A 19,012-nucleotide genomic window follows, 5' to 3' on the forward strand; every position below is an offset into this window, starting at 1 on the left:
CCGCGCGGCCTGCGCCCTTCCGGTCGCGGTCCTCAGAGCGCGCAGAACGCGTCCGTCATGGCCTTGCCCGTGTGGGCCTGTCCCGGAGTTCCGGCGAGCATGTGGAACTCGTTGTTGGCGTGCAGCGCCTGTTCGGTGCCGTCCTCGCTGCTCAGCCACTCGCTGAAGTAGCCGAGCACCGCGCCGTTGTGCCCCCAGGCCCACTTCCCGCAGGACAGCTTCACGTGTTCGATGCCCAGCCCGTAACCGGCTTCGGCGTTCACCGGGACGGTGGTCTTGAGCTCGGCCAGCTGCGCGGGCTCCAGGAGTTTCCCGGTCATCAGCGCCCGGGAGAACGTGGCCAGGTCGTCCATGGTCGACACCATGGCACCGGCACTCCCGCTGACCTGCACGTTGGAGACCGTGGCGTCGTCGATGAGAATCGCCCGGAGCACGTAGCCGTGGAGGTGGTTGCCGTAGAGCGCGGGGTCGGCGGTGGGGAAACTCGTGTCGCGCAGGCCGAGCGGCTCGATGATGCGCCGCTGCACCTCCGCGGCCGGTTCCGAACCGGTGACGGCCTTGATCACCATGCCTGCGAGCACGTAGTTGGTGTTGGAGTAGCCGAACTTCTCCCCCGGCGTGCTCGTCGGCGCGCGCATGCCGAGGGCGACGTCGACCAGGTTCTGCGGCGGGAAGACCTCCCTCGGGTTGAGGTTGAGGAAGTACGGCGCGTTGATCTGCACGGCACTGAGGTAGTCGGGCAGGCCCGACGTGTGGTTGAGCAGCTGACGGATCGTGATCTTCGAGCCGTCGTATCCGTTGGCGTCGACCGCTCCCGGCAGCCACCGGGCAACGGTGTCGTCCAGCGAGAGCTTCTTCTCGCCCTCCAGCTGGAGCAGCACGGTGGAGACGAACGCCTTGGTGTTGCTGCCGATCCGGAACGCCGCCTTCGGGTCCGCCGGCACCTTGGTCGCGCGGTCACCGACCCCCGCGTGCACGTACTGGGCGGTGTCGCCCTTCCGGACCATGCCGATCACGCCCGGGTACCCGTCGGCGATCCCCTGCTGGGCCCCGGCCTGAAGGATCTCGGCCGGGGTCCGGGCGGCTGCCGAGGAGCCGGTGGCCGGGGCGACGGTCGACGGGCCGGTGGCCCCGGCGGCCGCGTTCGACGTGCCGGCGGCGGTCAGCAGGAGGCAGGTCAGGCCGGCCACCGGCAGCAGCCTGCGCCGGTTCCGGCGCCTGCGCGCCGGCGACGGCTGCTGCCGGGCCGCGCCTCCGGCGTCAGGGTTCTCCGTGTCCACCGCGACGCCTGTACCGGATGAATCGAGCACGCTCATTCTCTTTACCGTCCCTTTCGGTTGGATGGTCGTTCCGGTTGTGCGGTCGAATTCAGGTCGCTCTCAGCGTCGACAGGAAACGACGATGATCAGCAACAGGAGGGCGATTCCCGCCACTTGCAGAAATCCGAAGCCGCCCTCGGGGTTTTTCCGGTTGGTCTCCACATGGCCACCGGCGGGAATTCCGGGATGCTGCTTGAGGTAGTGCTCCAACTGACGCTGCGCACCCCGGGACTCGGCGAGCCACGGCGTCTTGAAACCGCACTCTCCGCACCAGAATCGGTAGGCCATGTCAACTCCTCATCGGTCGTAGCAGGAGAAAGCCGCGAAAGCCGGCTCCGGCCCGGTGCCGGGATCCGTCCGATCCCGGCACCGGCCGCTTCTCCGGTGCCCTGTGCGGTGCGCCGCCCCGTGTCGGCGCTCCGGCCGGGCACCACTTGATCGTGGCGTTCGCACTGCCCGACGGACAGGACAGCCGACCGGCCATATATGACCGGTCGTCACGATAGGCTCGTCGCCGGCCGCGCTCGGTGCTGGAGGGGATGGCGAAGTGGCGGATCAGCTCGGCACGTTGTTGCGTCGACTGCGCAAGCGGTCGGGGCTGACGCAGGAGCAGCTGGAGGCACGTTCCGGGGTGAGCGTGCGCACGATCCGCAGACTGGAGACGGGCAGATCCAGCGATCACCGGCTGGGTACGGTGAACCTGCTGGCGGACGCGCTGAAGGCCGGGCCCGAGGACCGTCAGCGGCTCGCGGCCACACTCACGGGATCGACGACGGAATTCGCCGTTTCCGTTCCCGGGGCCATCCCCGAATTCATCCCCGAATCAGTTGACGGGCCCATTCCCGATCCCGTACCTGCACCCGGTCCCGAACCCGCCACCGAGCCGGATTCCGGTCCCGTCCCCGCCCCTCCATCAATTCCCGCGCAGAATTCCCGCCCGGAGGCGAACGGGCCCCGCACCCCGCACCCGATCCACAGTGAACTCGCGGACGCCGCCACGGAACTGGCGAAGGAGATCCGGCGGCGCTGGCAGCGCGAGGAGGAACACCGCCGGGTCCACGACCCCTTTCCGCTTCCCGTGCGCTGGCAGGACGCCCCCGAATCCCTGACCGACCATTCGGAGAACATCCAGCGGCTGCCGCCCGGCGCGGCCTCGCAGGAAATGGACCTGAGCGGCGATCTGGGCAGCGTGGCCGAGGTCTACCGGCGGATCCTGTCCGGGCGGCTGGTGGTGCTCGGCCGGGCCGGATCCGGTAAGTCGATCCTGACGATCAGGTTCGTCCTGGACCAGTTGGAGGCCCGGGAGCCGCACGACCGGGTGCCGGTGATCTTCAGCCTCGGGTCCTGGGATCCCACGGCCATCGCGTTACGGGACTGGCTGATCGACCTCCTGGTCCGCGACCATCCCCACCTCACCCGCAGGGCCCGCGACGGGTCGACGCTGGCCGCCGCGCTGGTCGACGCCGATCTCGTACTGCCGGTCCTGGACGGCTTCGACGAGATCGCGGAAGGTCTGCGGAGCACCGCGCTGGAGACACTCAACGCCACCTCGCTCCCGCTCGTCCTGACCAGCCGACGCGGCGAGTTCGCCGAGGCGGTCGAGGAAACGCGCACCCCGCTGGTGTGGGCCGCCGGTCTGGAGCTCACCGATCTCACTCTCGACGACCTCGACGACTACCTGCCCCGGACGGCCCGCCCGGTCCCCCGTGGCGACGGCGGGAGCGAGGCGGTGTGGAGCCCCGTCCTGGCGCGGCTGTCCGCCGGGGAGGGCGGCGCGGACGCCCCTCTGGCCAGGGTTCTGAGCACCCCGCTCATGATCATCCTGGCGCGGACGATGTACAGCGGGACACCCGGCGGGGATCCGGCCGAGCTGCTGGACACCGAGCGGTTCCCCGACGAGAACTCCCTGGAGGAACACCTGCTGGCCGGCTTCGTACCGACGGTCTACCGCCGCCGCGTCGCCGAGCGGAGCGCCGTGGGCCGCCCGGAGCGGCACCGGGACCCGGAGCACGCCGAGCACTGGCTCGGCTACCTCGCCCACCATCTGGCCCGGCTCGACCGCGACCAGCAGGATCTCGCCTGGTGGCGGATCGGCGATTCGCTGCGGCTGTCCACGCGTCTGCTGTCGGTGGTGGTGGCGTCGGCGCTCTGCGTCGCCCTCGCCCAGTGGTTCGTCAATCTGATCAACCTGCCGTTCCCCATCGGTGAGGCCCTCCTGCTGGGCGGTTCGCTGGGGGCGGCCGCGGGCCTCGCCTTCGGGTGCGTCCACGCGATCCTGGCCCGGTTCGGCACCGCGGCCTTCGAACCGGCCCATGTGCGGCTGCGGCTACGGCTGCCCGGCGCGGGCACCGGCATCGGTCACAGACCGGTCCGCACGTTCGCCACCCGGTTCGGCGCCGTTCTGCCGGGCGGATTCGTGATGGGCGTCGGGTGCGCGTCCGCGCTCGCCCTCCAGCGCTGGCTGTACTACGGGGTTCCGCTCGCGAACGAACTGGTGATCAAGGGCACGCTGATCAACATGCTGGTCCTCGGGCTGATCTTCGGTGCGGGTGCCGGGCTCGTCTTCGGGCTCATGGCCGCGTTCGAGGCGCCGCTGGACGTCACATCGGCGGCCACCCCGGTCGGCCTGCTGGCCTCGAACCGCGCGACGGTGGCCCGGCAGGTCCTCGTCCTGGTGCCGATGCTCACCCTCGCGATCACGCTCGGCGGATTCCTGATCACCGATCTGCTCCAGGGGCTGCTCGGAACCCTGATCTGGCGGCTGCCGGACGGGCTGGCCATCGGCATGGTCGGCGGGCTCGGGGGCTCGTGCTCGTACGCGCTCTCGTTCACCGCCTGGGGGCGGTGGCTGGTCCTGTCGCGCGTCTGGCTGCCCCTGACCGGCAGGCTGCCCTGGGACACGGTGGCCTTCCTGGACGATGCCTACCGCCGGGGCGTGCTGCGCCAGACCGGTGCGGTGTACCAGTTCCGCCACATCCGGCTCCAGCACCACCTCGCCCGCTCGTACCGCGAGCACCAGAGCAAGTACGCACCGGCTCGGTTCGGTCCCGGGGCATAAGCGCCGGCACGGCCGGCGCTCAGTCCTTCCGTGCCCGCCACTCCCTGGCCAGTACCGACCAGATCTCCGAGTCGTGCCGCTCGCCGCGGTACAGGTAGTTCTCGCGCAGCACCCCGTCGCGCGTCATGCCGAGCCGCTTCGCCACGGCGATGCTGGCGGTGTTCGCGGCGGAGGCGTCCCACTCCACGCGGTGCATGCCGCGCTCGTACACCGCCCAGTCGATCAGCTTCCGGGCCGCCCGGGTGACCAGCCCGCGCCCCCCACCCGCCGGCTCCAGCCAGCAGCCGATCTCGCAGTTCCCCGACTCCGCGTCGAAGATCCGGAACAGGACGCCGCCGACGAGCGTTCCTTCCAGCCAGATTCCGTAGATCCGCCCGGTGTCCGCCGCCTGCTTCTCCGCGTACCGCCGCAGCAGCTCCCGCGCCGAGTCCAGGTCGGTGGCGAAGGAGGCGAAGGGGATCCACGGGTCGATGAACGCGCGGGCCCGGTCCATGTGGTCGAGGAACTCCTGCGCCTGCCAGATCTCCAGCGGACGCAGTTCCGCTCCGTCGTCACCCAGGGATATCGCGAACATCATGCTCCTTCTCGGACCGCTTCCGGCAACTGCTCGACCTGTGCCACCTGCGAGATCTTCGCATGCGGCAGGCTCTGCTCGGGCGGCTCGATGCTGATCCGGGGCAGCAGCCGGTCCAGCCGGCGCGGCAGCCACCAGTTCGCCCCGCCCAGCAGATGCATCAGCGCGGGGACCAGCAGCGTACGCAGGACGAAGGCGTCCAGCAGGACGGCCGCGGCGAGCGCGATGCCGAACATCGCGATGACCCGGTCCCCGCTGAGGACGAACGCCAGGAAGACCGAAATCATGATCACGGCCGCGGAGTTGATCACCCGGCCGGTCTCGGCGAGGCCCACCCGGACGGCCCGCCGGTTGTCCCCGGTCTCCAGCCACTCCTCGTACATCCGCCCCACCAGGAACACCTGGTAGTCCATGGACAGTCCGAAGAGCACCGACACCATGATCACCGGCAGGAACGGTTCGATGGGCCCCGGACTGCCCAGCCCCAGCAGCTCGCTCCCCCACCCCCACTGGAAGATCGCGACGACGACCCCGAACGAGGAGGCGACGGCGGCCACGTTCATCACCGCGGCCTTCAGCGGAATGCCGATCGACCGGAAGGCCAGCAGCAGGAGCAGACAGCCGAGCCCTATGACCACGCCGACGAAGAGCGGGAGTTTGCCGATGATGATCCGGGCGAAGTCGTCGTAACTGGCGGTCACTCCCCCGACATGGGCCTGGAGCGAGTTGTTCTCCTCGGCCTCCGGCAGGACGTCGGTGCGCAGCCGGTCGACGAGCTCACTGGTCTCCTGGGACTGCGGTGACGACTTCGGTACGACGGTGACGAAGGCCGTGTCACCGCTGCTGTTGTACGTGACCGGGCCGACCGAGGCCACGCCCTCGGTGGACCGCAGCGTGGCGGGCAGGCCGTCCATCGCGAGCCGGTCGTCCGCGCCGTCCAGCTGCGCGGCGATCGTCAGCGGCCCGTTGACGCCGGGGCCGAATCCGTCGGCCAGCAGGTCGTACGCCTGCCGGGTGGTCGACGAGGAGGGGTTGTTGCCCTGGTCGGAGCTGCCCAGGTGCAGGGAGAACGTGGGCAGTGCGAGGACCAGCATCACGACGGCGGCGCATGCCCCGAGCAGCTTGGGGTGGCGTTCGACGAAGGCGGACCAGCGGGCGGCGAAGCCCGTGGGCGATTCGGGCTGCGGGCCGTGCTCGGCGAGTTGCCTGCGCTCGCGCCGGCTCAGGGCCCGCATCCCGATGAAGGACAGCAGGGCGGGTAGCAGGGTGACGGAGGCGGCCACGGTCAGTACGACGGTGAGCGAGGCGGCGATCGCCACGCCGTTGAGGAACCCGAGCCGCAGGATCAGCATGCCGAGCAGCGCGATGCAGACGGTGGCCCCGGCGAAGACCACGGCGCGGCCGGTCGTCGCGACGGCGGTCCGAGCGGCCTCGGTGACCGACAGGCCCCTGCGCAGCCCTCTGCGGTGTCTGGTGACGATGAACAGCGCGTAGTCGATGCCGACGCCGAGCCCGATCAGCATGCCCAGCATGGGGGCGAAGTCGGCGACGGTCATCACATGGCCGAGCAGCACGGTGCCCGCGTACGCGGTGCCGACGGAGACCAGTGCGGTGGCGATGGGCAGCATGCTGGCGGCGAGCGAGCCGAAGGCGAGGAAGAGGACGACCGCCGCGACGACGACCCCGATGGCCTCGCTGAGGTGGGCGGTGGGTGCCTCGGTGAGCGCCACCGCCGGGCCGCCCAGCTCCACCTGGAGGTGGTCGGCGGCGGCCGCCTTCGCGGTGTCGACGACGGCTTCGGCCTGCTGCGCCGGGATTTCCTCGACCTGCCGGTCGAAGGTGATCGTGGCGTAGGCAGTGTGTCCGTCGGCGCTGATCTGTGCGGTGCCGGAGGCCCCGTACGGGCCGGTGACCGCGCCGACCCCGGGCAGTTCCTCGACCGCGTGCAGGGTCCGGGTCATCGTCTGCCGGACGTCGGCGGCCCGCACGGTGGAGTCGGTGGTGTGCCAGACGATGGTGTCGGTGTCCCCGCCGAGATCCGTGAAGCCGGCCCTGAGCAGTTCGGTGGCCCGGCCGGACTCCGTACCGGGGACCTCGTAGTCGTTGGAGTACGCGGAACCCGCGAAGCCCGCCGCGGTGGCCGCGCCGCCGAGGGCGAACAGCCAGAGGAGGACGGCGATGAGACGGTGCCTGATGCACCAGCGGGCGATGGCAGCCAACGGACGTGCTCCCTGCTGGTTCGTGGTTCTTTGACGGTAAAAAACATGAATTACCTGCAAAGAACGCATGACCTGAGAACCGTCACTCTGGCAGCCGAAAGTGATCCTTTGTCTCTTTCGTGGCCTTACTCACAATGGCCGCAGGAATGGCCGTGGCCCCGTGGCGCAATGGCCTCCGGCCGCCTCACTCGGCCAGTCGTTCCTCCTCCGCCTCCAGCTCGTCCTCGAACTGCTCCTCGATCTCCGCGATGCCCTTCGTCACGGCCTCCGCCAGATGGACGGGGCAGGTCAGCACCTCGCTGCTGAAGCCCTGGCCGGAGTCCGGGCCAGGGGCGGGGCAGGCGTCGGGGTCGTAGAGGTGCGCGATGTGTGCCAACCGGTCGGACGTGCGCTCACGGGCGGGCGCATGGCCGTCCGCGTGGGCGCATGTGCCGCCGGGCAGGGTGGCGGCAGCGGTGCGGAGGATGCCGAGGATCTCGCGGGCGATTCCGTACGACAGCTCCAGGGAATCGGCCGCCGTGCCCATCAGGAGCAGCAGGACGGTCCGGTCGGGCGCGGGTCCGTCCGGGCCCAGCCGCTCGTACCGCCGGGCCGCCCAGAGCGCCGCCTCCTCGGAGGCCGTCTCGTCCTTGAACGGGACATGCCGCTCGCTCAGCGGCCCGATGTCGAGCCGGCCGTCGGCGCGCAGGTACACCTGGTCCAGATGTGCCGTCTCGCGGGTGCCGAAGAGTCTGTCGACCGCTTCGCGCAGATGCTCGCGGGCCTCGACGGCGAGGGCGCGCAGGAAGGTGGTGCAGGTCCATGCCTCCAGCGAGGCGCCGTATCCGTCCGCGTGTTCCTCGCGCAGGACGGACCGGCCGCCGGGGCTCTGCAGGTGGATGCCCTCGGAGGCCTGCTCGTCGCTGCCGGAGCGCAGTGCCGGGTGCTCGCCGTCCCCGTGCGCGCAGGACTCGTCCGGCAGCAGCGGCAGTACGAACTCCAGGCCCTCGATCATGTCGTCGAGCAGCGACCGCTGTCTGATCCGGCCCGACCCCGCGTACCAGCAGTTCGCATGGGCGACGACGACATAGCCGGCGAGAGCGGCCCGGGAGAGACTGCGGGGCGGTCCGGCGTGGATGTCCAGGTCCCAGAACGGATCACCGTTCGGATAGTCGTTGAGCACACTGCCCAGACTGCGGATGTATCTCTGGTGGCTTTCGGGGACGATCTCGGGGATGCCGTCCGTGCTGCCCGGCAGGATCACATCGGCGGCCGTCCGCGCCCACCCGGCGGCATTACGGGGGCAGGCCTCGGCGCCGTCCCACTCGTCGAGCGGAACCTGGGCGTCGGGCGCGTCGAGCAGCCCGTCCGCGTCCGTGTCCCACTCCTCCAGGCTGTCGGTGTACGGATGGGCCGGGTGCCCGCACCCACCGGCCTGAAGACACTGCTCGTCCATGGCCTCGGCGGCGGCGCCGAGCGCGTCCACCACGGCCCGCTCGACGTCGGCGCCCCGTCGCCCGAGGACGTACCGCGCCATGTTCACCAGCCCGAAGGTCAGCAGGACCGCCTGCTCGCCGTCCGGTTCGGCGGCGAGCAGGCGGGCGCACTCCAGGACGACGGGGTCCGCCTCCTCGGGGGCGGTGCCCGCCGTGACTCCGTCCCATTTCTCGATCAGTTCGTTCATGATCAAGGACACGCGGGCCGTGCCGCGGTGGTTCCGGTGGGCGCCGCACCCCCGTGCGGAGAGCCTGCCGGACGGTCCGTCAGCCCGAGACGCTCGCCCGGCCGTTCTCGATGTGCCCCATCAGCCGGCGCCGGAACGCGTCGTCCCCGTCGACGGTGACGTCCAGGTCGTACCAGCCGTGCGCGTCGGCCGCCGAGTGGACCACCGTGCGGGTGCGTCCCGGCTTGACCTTGACGGTCCGGGTCCAGTCCCGCAGGTCCGCCTCGTCGACGTAGCCGAGCGGCCGCACCGTGAAGGTGAGCGTGGTCCGGCCGGTGTTGCGGAGCGTGAGGTGCAGGTCGCGCTCATGGGCGTCGACCTGCGAGGCGACCTCGGCCCCGGCCGAGGCGCCGCCCTTCGCGGGCCCGGCGAACTCGCGGCGGAAGCCGTTCGGCCCCGTCACCGTGAACCGGTAGGCCTCGCCGGTGACGGGCACCGTCCACTGCGCGGTGCGCTTCACGTCCCGGTGCTGCGGTACGGGGAACTCACCCGCGTACGGGTACAGCGCGAAGTGCGCCGACGAGCGCCCGGTGTTGCTGAGGGCCACCCGCACCGCGCCGTTCACCACCTTCGCCTGCGCGTCCGGCTGGTAGGGCAGCGCGCGGGCCGGGCGGGCGCCGGGCTCCTGCACGGGCATGTGCTGTACGGCCGGCGGCTTCGGCGACCAGCGGCCGCTGAACGGCGGGATGGCGCCCGGCTGTTCCACCTCGGGCCGGCGGCGGGTGCGCGAGAAGTCGAAGGCGGAGGTCAGGTCGCCGGTGACGGTGCGCCGCCAGTCGCTGATGTTCGGTTCCTCCACCCCGGTCCAGCGCTCCAGGAAGCGGACCACGGAGGTGTGGTCGAAGACCTCGGAGCAGACGTAGCCGCCGATGGTCCACGGCGACACCACGAGCATCGGCACCCGCATGCCGAGCCCGGTGGGCTTGCCCTCCCACTGCTCCTCGGTCACCTCGGACGGGGCGACCGGCGGCGGCACGTGGTCGAAGAAGCCGTCGTTCTCGTCGTAGTTGATGAAAACCGCGGTGTGCCGCCACACGTCGGGGTGCTTGCCCAGCGCGTCCAGGACCTTGTAGACGATCGTCGCGCTGTGGATCGGCGAGGAGACGCTCGGGTGCTCGGAGTCGACGGCGGACGGCACCAGGTAGGAGACCTCCGGCAGGGTGCCGGCCGCGACGTCCTTGGCGAACTCGTCGGCCAGCGTCCCGGTCTCCACCCGGCGCAACGCCCGCTCGAACAGGCTGCGTTCGGTCTTGTCGAGGGTGGCGACACCCTCCTCCAGCAGGCCGAACAGCCGCTCCCGCTCCGTGGCGTCGGCGTCCCGCACCGCGGCGTAGAACGACTCCATGAACGTGTGGCCGCCGGTCTTCGCCAGCGCCTTGCGGGCCACCGCCTTGAAGGTGGCGAAGAACTCGATCTGGTTGTCGGTGAAGTTCTCCCACTCGGTGTACGTGCGCCAGCTGCGCCCGGCCTTCTCCAGCCGCTCCGCGTACGTGCCCCAGTCGTAGCCGGGGTGGGTGCCCTCGTTGTACGCGTCGTTGCCGACGGCCCGCTTGCCGTTCGGTTCGTTGCCCGTCTTCCCGCTCCACAGGTGGTTGCGGTTGGGGCTGGTCGAGGAGTGGATGGAGGAGTGGTAGGCGTCGCAGACCGTGAAGGTGTCGGCCAGTTCGTAGTGCAGCGGGATGTCGCGGCGGTCGTAGTACGCCATGGTGGCGGCCGTTTTCGCGGTCACCCAGCCGTTCATCCACCCGCCGGCCCACGCCTTGCCGCCACCGCTCCAGGAGTGGTCGAGCGCGCCGATGTACTGGAGGTCCTTCTTCTGCATCTCGGCGGCGTCGCGCACCGGGAACGGCAGCACGGAGGAGCCGAGCGCGGCGGGCTGCTCGAAGACCGGCTTGCCCGAGGGCAGTTCGACGGCGTTGCGGTCACCGAAGCCGCGTACGCCCCGGAGCGTCCCGAAGTAATGGTCGAAGGAACGATTCTCCTGCATCAGGATCACCACGTGCTTGATGGCTCCGAGCCCGTCCCGGCCGCCGGACCCCGCCGAGTGTGCCGGCTGCGCGGCGATCGCGGCCTGCAGCGAAGGCGGCAGCAGCGACCCCGCCGCCGCGGCGCCGAGCGCACCGCCGCCCAGCGCGAAGAGCCGTCGACGTGAAATGTCCGTGGTCAAGTGAGCCTCCCGAGTCCTGTCGTACAGCCGGGAAACTAATCAAGCCAGGTGGCGCGCGGAAGGATTCCGTACGGCTCGGTGGTGAACGTCCAACAGGTCGTGCGGGAAAGTCCAAGGGGCGGCACACCCGGCTCACGGGTGTGCCGCCCCTCGGGGGACGTGCCTGCGCCGGAGGGTCAGCCCTCGACGCCGAGCTTCTCCAGGATCAGCTCACGCACCCGGGCCGCGTCCGCCTGGCCGCGGGTGGCCTTCATGACCGCGCCGACGAGCGCGCCCGCCGCCGCGACCTTGCCGCCGCGGATCTTGTCCGCGATGGCCGCGTTGGCCGCGATGGCCTCGTCGACCGCGGTGGACAGCGCGCCCTCGTCGGAGACGACCTTCAGGCCGCGCTTCTCGACGACGGTGTCCGGGTCGCCCTCGCCCGCGAGGACGCCCTCGATGACCTGGCGGGCCAGCTTGTCGTTGAGGTCGCCCGAGGTGACGAGCTCGGCCACCCTGGCGACCTGCACCGGGGTGATCGGCAGCTCGTCGAGACCGCGGCCGGTCTCGTTGGCGTTACGGGCCAGCTCGCCCATCCACCACTTGCGGGCCTGGTCCGAGGGGGCGCCCGCGTCGGTCGTGGCGACGATCAGGTCGACCGCGCCCGCGTTGAGGATGGACTGCATGTCGTGCTCGGAGACACCCCACTCCTCCTTGAGCCGCGCCCGGCGCAGCCGGGGCAGCTCGGGGAGGCCCTTGCCCAGCTCCTCGACCCATTCGCGGGCCGGGGCGACCGGCACCAGGTCCGGCTCGGGGAAGTAGCGGTAGTCCTCGGCGTTGTCCTTGATGCGGCCGGCCGTGGTGGAGCCGTCCTCCTCGTGGAAGTGCCGGGTCTCCTGCACGATGGTGCCGCCGGAGGACAGCACGGCCGCGTGGCGCTGGATCTCGAACCGGGCGGCCCGCTCGACGGAACGCAGCGAGTTCACGTTCTTCGTCTCGGAGCGGGTACCGAAGGTCTCGGTGCCGTTGGGGCGCAGCGACAGGTTGACGTCGCAGCGCATCTGGCCCATCTCCATGCGGGCCTCCGAGACGCCGAGCGCCTTGATGAGCTCGCGGAGCTCGGCGACGTACGCCTTGGCGACCTCGGGGGCGCGGGCGCCCGCGCCCTCGATCGGCTTGGTGACGATCTCGATGAGCGGGATGCCGGCCCGGTTGTAGTCCAGCAGGGAGTGGGACGCGCCGTGGATACGGCCGGTGGCTCCGCCGACGTGGGTCGACTTGCCGGTGTCCTCCTCCATGTGGGCGCGCTCGATCTGCACCCGGAAGATCTCCCCGTCCTCCAGCTGGACGTCCAGATAGCCGTTGTAGGCGATCGGCTCGTCGTACTGGGAGGTCTGGAAGTTCTTCGGCATGTCCGGATAGAAGTAGTTCTTCCGGGCGAAGCGGCACCACTCGGCGATCTCGCAGTTCAGCGCGAGGCCGATCTTGATGGCGGACTCGACGCCGATCTCGTTGACGACCGGCAGGGCGCCGGGCAGGCCGAGGCAGACCGGGCAGGTCTGGGAGTTGGCGTCCTGCTTGAGCTCGGTGGAGCAGCCGCAGAACATCTTGGTCTTGGTGCCGAGCTCGACATGGACCTCCAGGCCCATGACGGGGTCGTAGGACGCGAGCGCGTCCTCGTACGACACCAGGTCGATGACAGTCACGGTGAAACTTCCCTCTCAGCCCAGCAGTACGTCGTCGTCGCCGAGGCGCTTGAGTTCGCGCAGCAGCAGGGCGACACCCGTGGCGATGGCGGCGGCGGAGACGACGGCGTCGATCAGTCGGAGCGTGTCGTGCTCGTAGCGTGCCTTCTTGGCCTGCTTGAGCACGCTGACGGCCCCGAAGGCGGTGGTGCCGATGGACAGGTACGTGCCGGTCTTGGACTTCTTGAAGCCCTTGGCCTTGGTCAGTGCGCTCACAACGACGGAGCCTCCTCCAGCAGCGGGTGTCCCCACTTTTCCACGAAGGCGGCCTCGACGGCGGCTCCGACCTTGTAGAGACGGTCGTCCTTCATGGCGGGGGCGATGATCTGCAGCCCGACCGGCAGGCCGTCCTCGGGCGCCAGGCCGCAGGGCAGCGACATGGCGGAGTTGCCCGCGAGGTTGGTCGGGATGGTGCACAGGTCCGCGAGGTACATCGCCATCGGGTCGTCGGCGCGCTCGCCGATCGGGAAGGCGGTGGTGGGCGTCGTCGGGGAGACGATGACGTCCACCTGCTCGAAGGCCCTCTCGAAGTCCTGGGTGATGAGGGTGCGGACCTTCTGGGCCGAGCCGTAGTACGCGTCGTAGTAGCCGGAGCTGAGGGCGTACGTACCGAGGATGACGCGGCGCTTGACCTCGTCGCCGAAGCCGGCCTCGCGGGTGAGCGCGGTGACGTCCTCGGCGGAGCGCGTGCCGTCGTCGCCGACGCGCAGCCCGTAACGCATGGCGTCGAAGCGGGCCAGGTTGGAGGAGCACTCGGACGGCGCGATCAGGTAGTACGCCGACAGGGCCAGGTCGAAGGACGGGCAGTCCAGCTCGACGATCGTGGCGCCGAGCGACTTGAGCAGCTCGACCGACTCGTTGAAGCGCTGGACGACACCGGCCTGGTAGCCCTCACCGGCGAACTGCTTGACGACACCGACGCGCATGCCCTCGACGCTGCCGTTGCGGGCGGCCTCGACGACCGGCGGGACCGGGGCGTCGATGGACGTGGAGTCCATCGGGTCGTGCCCGCCGATGACCTCGTGCAGCAGGGCCGCGTCCAGGACGGTACGGGCGCAGGGCCCGCCCTGGTCCAGGGAGCTGGAGAAGGCCACCATGCCGTAGCGGGAGACGCCGCCGTAGGTGGGCTTGACGCCGACCGTGCCGGTGACGGCGGCGGGCTGGCGGATGGAGCCGCCAGTGTCCGTGCCGATGGCGAGCGGGGCCTCGTACGAGGCGAGCGCGGCGGACGAGCCGCCGCCGGAGCCGCCCGGGATGCGGGTGAGGTCCCACGGGTTGCCGGTCGGGCCGTAGGCGCTGTTCTCGGTGGAGGACCCCATGGCGAACTCGTCCATGTTGGTCTTGCCGAGGATGACGACGTCGGCGGCCTTCAGCTTCCCGGTGAGGGTCGCGTCGTACGGCGGGATCCAGCCTTCGAGGATCTTGGAGCCGACGGTGGTCGGCATGTCCTTCGTGGTGAAGATGTCCTTCAGCGCGAGCGGGACGCCGGCCAGCGGGCCGAGCTTCTCGCCGGCCGCCTTCTTGGCGTCGACGGCGCGGGCCTGCGCGAGCGCGCCCTCACGGTCGATGTGCAGGAAGGCGTGGACCTTCTCGTCGACCGCGTCGATCCTGGCCAGGTGTGCCTCGGTGACCTCGACGGCCGTGAGCTCGCCGGAGGCGATCCTCGCGGCGATCTCGGCAGCGGTGAGCTTGATGATGGTGCTGTGGTCCGTCATGGCTGTTAGTCCTCCCCCAGGATCTGCGGCACCTTGAAACGCTGCTGCTCCTGGGCCGGGGCGCCGGAGAGCGCCTGCTCGGGGGTGAGCGACGGACGGACCTCGTCCGCGCGCATGACGTTGGTCAGCGGCAGCGGGTGGGAGGTCGGCGGTACGTCTTGGTCGGCGACCTCGGAGACGCGGGCGACCGCGCCGATGATGTCGTCGAGCTGACCGGCGAAGTGATCGAGCTCTTCGCCCTTCAGCTCCAGACGCGCCAGCCGGGCGAGGTGGGCGACCTCCTCGCGCGTGATGCCAGGCATGCAGCGATCCTCAGGGGTTGGTGTGTGGTTTTGGCCCAATCTTATGGGGCCCGGAGGCATGGCCCCTAAACGGTTTCCCCCGGAGGGGCTCCGCAGTGCCTTTTCTCCCACACCGCACTGTTCGGGAAGTGGTTGTCGTAGCGCTCCTGCACCTCCAGGAGCGACTCGGGGCTCAGCCCGCCCAGCGCGATGCGTTGCAGGTGGCGGAAGTACTCGAAGCGTTCCACGCCGGCCGTGACGACCTCTCCCCCGCCAGGAACTCGGGAACGATCAGCGACACTGCGGCTCCTCGGGTCTCAGACGGCGAACAGCAGTCCGGCGCTGACGAGCACCACGGCTGCGGTCGCGAAGTGGATGCCGTACGCGACCGCCTTCGTCCCGCCGTGGCGGAGCACTATGAGCGTGTCGCCGAGCGGCGCCAGCGCCACGAGCAGCATGTACCAGGCCTCGGCCCGCGCGCCGACGAACGCGAGAAGCGCCAGGCCGAGCAGGCCCAGGGTGAGGTCCCTGAGCCCCTTGACCGTGAGGTACGCGCGGTCCCCGTCCTCCGTGGCGGGGACTCCGTATCCGGCGGCGGAGGGCAGGGGCTGGAGCAGGAAGCGGGCTCCGATGAACACGACGAACAGGTCGAGCACCACGGCGAGCGTGTACGCGGCGACGGTCATGGCAGGACTCCTGGCTTCTGCCGGCTTCACACCGGACGAGTTCATGGGGCGGCTTCACCGGCCGCGCCGCTAGCGCTGCTAGCAACAAGAGCGAAGGTAGCAGAAGCATCGGCAGACTTGCTAGCGTTGCTAGCATTTCTGGCATGGCTATTCGGACGCGCCGGGAGCGGGGCGGGCGGAGCGGGGGCGGGCGGAGCGGGGGCGGGCGGAGCGGGGGCGGGCGGAGCGGGGGCGGGCGGAGCGGGGGCGGGCGGAGCGGGGGCAGCTGATCGTGACGGCCGCGTGGAAGCAGGCGGAGTCGGCGGGCTGGAGCGCGGTGACCACGCGCCGGCTCGCCTCGGAAGTCGAGTACAGCCGGCCGGTCCTCTCAGCCCCTTCAAGGGCAGGGACGCCGTCATGGCGGCGGTCGCGGTGGAGGGCTGCGGCGGGCCGGCCGAAGGGCTACGGACGGCCCGCACCTCGGCGACGGACGCGCGGGACGCAGCGGCCGCCTCCCCCGGAGGCTCACGACCACCGTCTGGCACTACTGATCGGCCACTTCGCACCCGCCCACTGAAGCGCCCGCGCCGGGCGGAGGGCGGGGGCGGGTCGACCCCTGTTGGCCGGGGGCTGTTCCCCGTGGCCGGGCGAAATCCGGGGCGGGGGCAGGTCGCCGGAGGCTCAGGACCCCGCGCCTCCGGGCCCTCGGGTCTTCGGGGCCGGGAGTCGACCGGTCGTACGGACGGGCACGGCCTCAGACCGCCGCAGCTCGGGCCGTCGCGGGCCTGGACCACCGCGGGCCCGAACCGCCACAGGCCCAGACCACCACAGGCCCGGAGCGCCACGGGCCCGGACCACCACAGCCTCAACCCCCGCAGGCTCAGGCCCCCGCGCCCTCAGGTCGTCGCGGGCCTGAACCACCACAGGCCCGGACCACCACAGGCCCGGACCACCACAGGCCCGGACCACCACAGGCCCGGACCACCACAGGCCCGGACCACCACAGGCCCGGACCGCCGCAGGCCCGGACCGCCGCAGCCTCAGGCCTCCGCGGGCTCAGGCCCCCGCGCCCTCAGGTCGTCGCGGGCCTGGAGTTGACCGGTCGTCCGGGCTGGCGCTGTTCCAGTTCCGGCTGTGTGCCGGCTGCCGCCGCGGCGGCGGCCGCTGCTGCCGCGAGCTCGGCCGGGCGCCGCCAGCCGTGCTCGCCGCGTGCCCGCAGCCAGGCCGTGGTCTCCTGCGGCGGCATCGCCGCGGCAACCAGCCAGCCCTGCACCGCGTCGCAGCGCAGATCCCGCAGCCGCTCCCAGGTCTCGTCGTCCTCGACGCCTTCCGCGACGACCAGCAGACCCAGCGAGTGGGCCAGGTCGATCGTGCAGCGGACGATCTCCGCGTCCTCGTTGTCCACGGCCAGCCGGGCCACGAACGAGCGGTCGATCTTCAGCTCGCTGACCGGCAGCCGGCGCAGATGGACGAGCGAGGAGTACCCGGTGCCGAAGTCGTCGAGGGACATCTTCACGCCGTGCCCGGTCAGCCCGGCGAGCGTGTCGGCGGCGCGCTGCGGGTCCTCCAGCAGCACGTGTTCCGTTATCTCCAGCTGCAGGGCCCCGGCCGGGACGCCGTGCCGGGCGAGCCTGGCCGCGACGCCGCCCGCGAACCCGGGGGTGTGGACGTCGCGCGGGGAGACGTTGACCGCGACCGGGACGAACAGCCCCTGCGCCCGCCACCGGGCGACCTGGGCCAGCGCCGTCTCCAGGACGTACTCCGTGAGGTGCGGCATGAGGCCGGACGACTCGGCGATGGCGATGAACTCGTCCGGAGGAACCCTGCCGCGTTCCGGATGCACCCAGCGCACCAGGGCTTCGAGGCCGGCCACCTGGCCGTCGAATCGGACCTTCGGCTGGTAGTGGAGCTCGACCTCGCCGGCGTCCAGGGCGCGGCGCAGATCGCCCAGCAGCCCGAGCCGGTCCGGGGTGTTGCTGTCCCGCTTGGACTCGTAGACCTCGACGCCCGTGCGGTCCCGCTTGGCCTGGTACATCGCCACGTCCGCGCGCCTGAGCAGCCCCTCGGCGTCCAGCGCGTGGTCCGGGTAGACGGCGACTCCGGCGCTGGCCTCCAGCACCAGGGTCAGTCCGTCGAGGTCCAGCGGGGAGGACAGCTCGGCGACCAGGTGGCGGGCGACCCGCTGGGCGCTGGTGGTGGAGTCCGCGGTCGGCAGCAGCACCGCGAACTCGTCGCCGCCCAGCCGCGCGGCCTCCGCGCCCCGGGGCAGGGCGAGTCTGAGGCGTTCCGCTATCTGCAACAGCAGCCGGTCCCCCGCCAGATGGCCGAGAGTGTCGTTGACCGCACGGAAACGGTCGAGGTCGATCAGGACGAGAGCGGATCTGGCGCCGACGGACTCGGCGTCCTCCAGGGCCGTCCAGGTGCGCTCCAGCAGCCACTGCCGGTTGGGCAGCCCGGTCAGCGGGTCGCGCAGCTGCTCCTCGGCGCGGGCCCTGGCGATCCAGAGGGCGGAGTCGAGGGCGATCAGCGGGACGGCGAAGAGCGGCAGGAGCAGGGGGGTGGCCATCGCGACGACGCAGATCAGCGGCGCGATGGCGACGAGGGCCAGGGCGACGAGGCCCTGGCGCAGCAGGGCGGTACGGGCGATGGTCGGCAGTCCGCCGCCCTGGGGCGTCCTCGCGTACCACAGCAGGACCCTGGTGACCACGAGGTAGGTGGAGGCGGCGAGGAGGACCTCGGGGACGGAGTCGATGCCCCAGTCGAGTGGCTGCCAGGGTGACTCGACGGTCTGCACCTCGCCGAAGGCGGCGAGCACCAGGGCCGCCGCGCCGATCCCCAGGATGTCCACCGCGCCGTGCAGCAGCCCCTGCCACCAGCGGTGTCTGCGGGCGACACCGACGAGGACGACGACGACCAGGGAGACCAGACCGGCGGGCACCCAGCCGTAGAGCAACAGCACCGCCAGGGTGAGGGAGGCGCCGGAACCGGTCCCTCCCCACCAGCGGTCGCGGCCGAGCGCGACGAGATGGCCGACGATGATTCCGGTCAGGACGGCGAGGGACCAGCCGGCCCTGCCGTCGGGAAAGAGCGCGTGCCCCTCGCTCACGGTCCGGTAGAAACCGGTCGCGATCTGGACAACGGCGATCGCCACGGCAACAGCGCCCACTTTTGGCGTGAGGCCGACGAAACCTTGCAGCCGCGACACCGGTGCGGCGCTCTCGGTCGGTTTCATTCCGTCCCTCTCACAGCCGGCGGTGCCGATGTCACCCGATGGTTCCGTTCCACGCCGCCACGACCCGGTTTCCCACCCCGCGGCCGGGCACGGCAGGTGCACGTCTCAACAGTAGGCCGCGGAAGGCTTCTACGGGCAGCGCTCTGACGCTCTTGCCCGAATGCGGACCGACCATCCGTCAGCATCTGCTATGCGCCGATCGGGTGAACCGGCCGAAACGGCGCAACCCTTGCCCTGGCATGCCCCTCTACATCCTTTATCACCTCCTTGCTCATCATTCGCCCACCTCCCCGTCGTACGGCCACCGTTCCGCTCCGACGGCCGCCGTTCTGTTCCGATACCCCGCCCGGGGGCGG

General features: G+C 71.0%; 14 protein-coding genes and 1 pseudogene. 1 reads left to right on the plus strand and 14 read right to left on the minus strand.

Features of this window, described 5'->3' with window-relative positions; all coding sequences use genetic code 11:
• Nucleotides 1-32: 32 nt before the first annotated feature.
• On the minus strand, nt 33-1,310 hold the full coding sequence (locus ABZ622_RS30930; RefSeq protein WP_360548793.1) for a serine hydrolase domain-containing protein: 1,278 nt from the start codon (nt 1,308-1,310) through the stop codon (nt 33-35).
• Between the two features lie 69 nt (nt 1,311-1,379).
• Nucleotides 1,380-1,607 (minus strand): hypothetical protein, encoded by a 228-nt coding sequence (locus ABZ622_RS30935; RefSeq protein WP_360548795.1) that lies wholly within the window; start codon nt 1,605-1,607, stop codon nt 1,380-1,382.
• Nucleotides 1,608-1,866: 259 nt separating this feature from the next.
• Here ABZ622_RS30935 and ABZ622_RS30940 point away from each other — a divergent pair, with 259 nt between their 5' ends.
• Nucleotides 1,867-4,377 carry a helix-turn-helix domain-containing protein gene (locus tag ABZ622_RS30940; protein WP_360548797.1) on the plus strand — a complete coding sequence of 837 codons (2,511 nt, stop codon included), beginning with the start codon at nt 1,867-1,869 and terminating at the stop codon, nt 4,375-4,377.
• 19 nt (nt 4,378-4,396) lie between these two features.
• Here the strand turns inward: ABZ622_RS30940 and ABZ622_RS30945 are convergent, their stop codons facing one another.
• From ABZ622_RS30945 to ABZ622_RS31000, 12 genes and pseudogenes are all read right to left on the minus strand, one after another.
• Entirely contained in the window at nt 4,397-4,951 is a 555-nt protein-coding gene (locus ABZ622_RS30945) for a GNAT family protein (RefSeq protein WP_360548896.1), read from the minus strand.
• Nucleotides 4,951-7,170, minus strand: coding sequence for an MMPL family transporter (locus tag ABZ622_RS30950; RefSeq protein ID WP_360548799.1), 2,220 nt, complete (start codon nt 7,168-7,170; stop codon nt 4,951-4,953). The genes ABZ622_RS30945 and ABZ622_RS30950 overlap by 1 nt, the downstream gene beginning before the upstream one ends.
• Nucleotides 7,171-7,354: 184 nt before the next feature.
• On the minus strand, nt 7,355-8,833 hold the full coding sequence (locus ABZ622_RS30955; RefSeq protein WP_360548801.1) for a hypothetical protein: 1,479 nt from the start codon (nt 8,831-8,833) through the stop codon (nt 7,355-7,357).
• A 79-nt stretch (nt 8,834-8,912) separates the two neighbouring features.
• Nucleotides 8,913-11,039: a phosphocholine-specific phospholipase C gene (locus ABZ622_RS30960; RefSeq protein WP_360548803.1), complete on the minus strand. Its 2,127-nt coding sequence runs from the start codon at nt 11,037-11,039 to the stop codon at nt 8,913-8,915.
• Between the two features lie 176 nt (nt 11,040-11,215).
• A complete protein-coding gene (gene gatB / locus ABZ622_RS30965; RefSeq protein ID WP_360548805.1) occupies nt 11,216-12,724 on the minus strand; it encodes an Asp-tRNA(Asn)/Glu-tRNA(Gln) amidotransferase subunit GatB in 1,509 nt (502 codons plus the stop codon).
• 15 nt (nt 12,725-12,739) lie between these two features.
• Complete coding sequence (locus ABZ622_RS30970; protein WP_124716236.1) at nt 12,740-12,979, minus strand: hypothetical protein; 240 nt, start codon at nt 12,977-12,979, stop codon at nt 12,740-12,742.
• Nucleotides 12,976-14,478 (minus strand): Asp-tRNA(Asn)/Glu-tRNA(Gln) amidotransferase subunit GatA, encoded by a 1,503-nt coding sequence (gatA, locus tag ABZ622_RS30975; protein WP_360548807.1) that lies wholly within the window; start codon nt 14,476-14,478, stop codon nt 12,976-12,978. The genes ABZ622_RS30970 and gatA overlap by 4 nt, the downstream gene beginning before the upstream one ends.
• Nucleotides 14,479-14,483: 5 nt before the next feature.
• Nucleotides 14,484-14,780: an Asp-tRNA(Asn)/Glu-tRNA(Gln) amidotransferase subunit GatC gene (gatC, locus tag ABZ622_RS30980; RefSeq protein WP_015036350.1), complete on the minus strand. Its 297-nt coding sequence runs from the start codon at nt 14,778-14,780 to the stop codon at nt 14,484-14,486.
• A 65-nt stretch (nt 14,781-14,845) separates the two neighbouring features.
• Nucleotides 14,846-15,022 (minus strand): annotated as a pseudogene (locus ABZ622_RS30985) (cupin); the annotation flags it as partial.
• A 54-nt stretch (nt 15,023-15,076) separates the two neighbouring features.
• A complete protein-coding gene (locus ABZ622_RS30990) occupies nt 15,077-15,445 on the minus strand; it encodes a DUF4267 domain-containing protein (protein WP_360548809.1) in 369 nt (122 codons plus the stop codon).
• A gap of 147 nt (nt 15,446-15,592) precedes the next feature.
• On the minus strand, nt 15,593-15,769 hold the full coding sequence (locus tag ABZ622_RS30995) for a hypothetical protein (protein ID WP_360548811.1): 177 nt from the start codon (nt 15,767-15,769) through the stop codon (nt 15,593-15,595).
• A gap of 727 nt (nt 15,770-16,496) precedes the next feature.
• On the minus strand, nt 16,497-18,656 hold the full coding sequence (locus tag ABZ622_RS31000) for a bifunctional diguanylate cyclase/phosphodiesterase (protein WP_360548813.1): 2,160 nt from the start codon (nt 18,654-18,656) through the stop codon (nt 16,497-16,499).
• Nucleotides 18,657-19,012 lie beyond the last annotated feature (356 nt).

Origin of the sequence: Streptomyces sp. NPDC007164, assembly GCF_040634135.1 — a bacterium.
Lineage (GTDB): Bacteria > Actinomycetota > Actinomycetes > Streptomycetales > Streptomycetaceae > Streptomyces > Streptomyces sanglieri.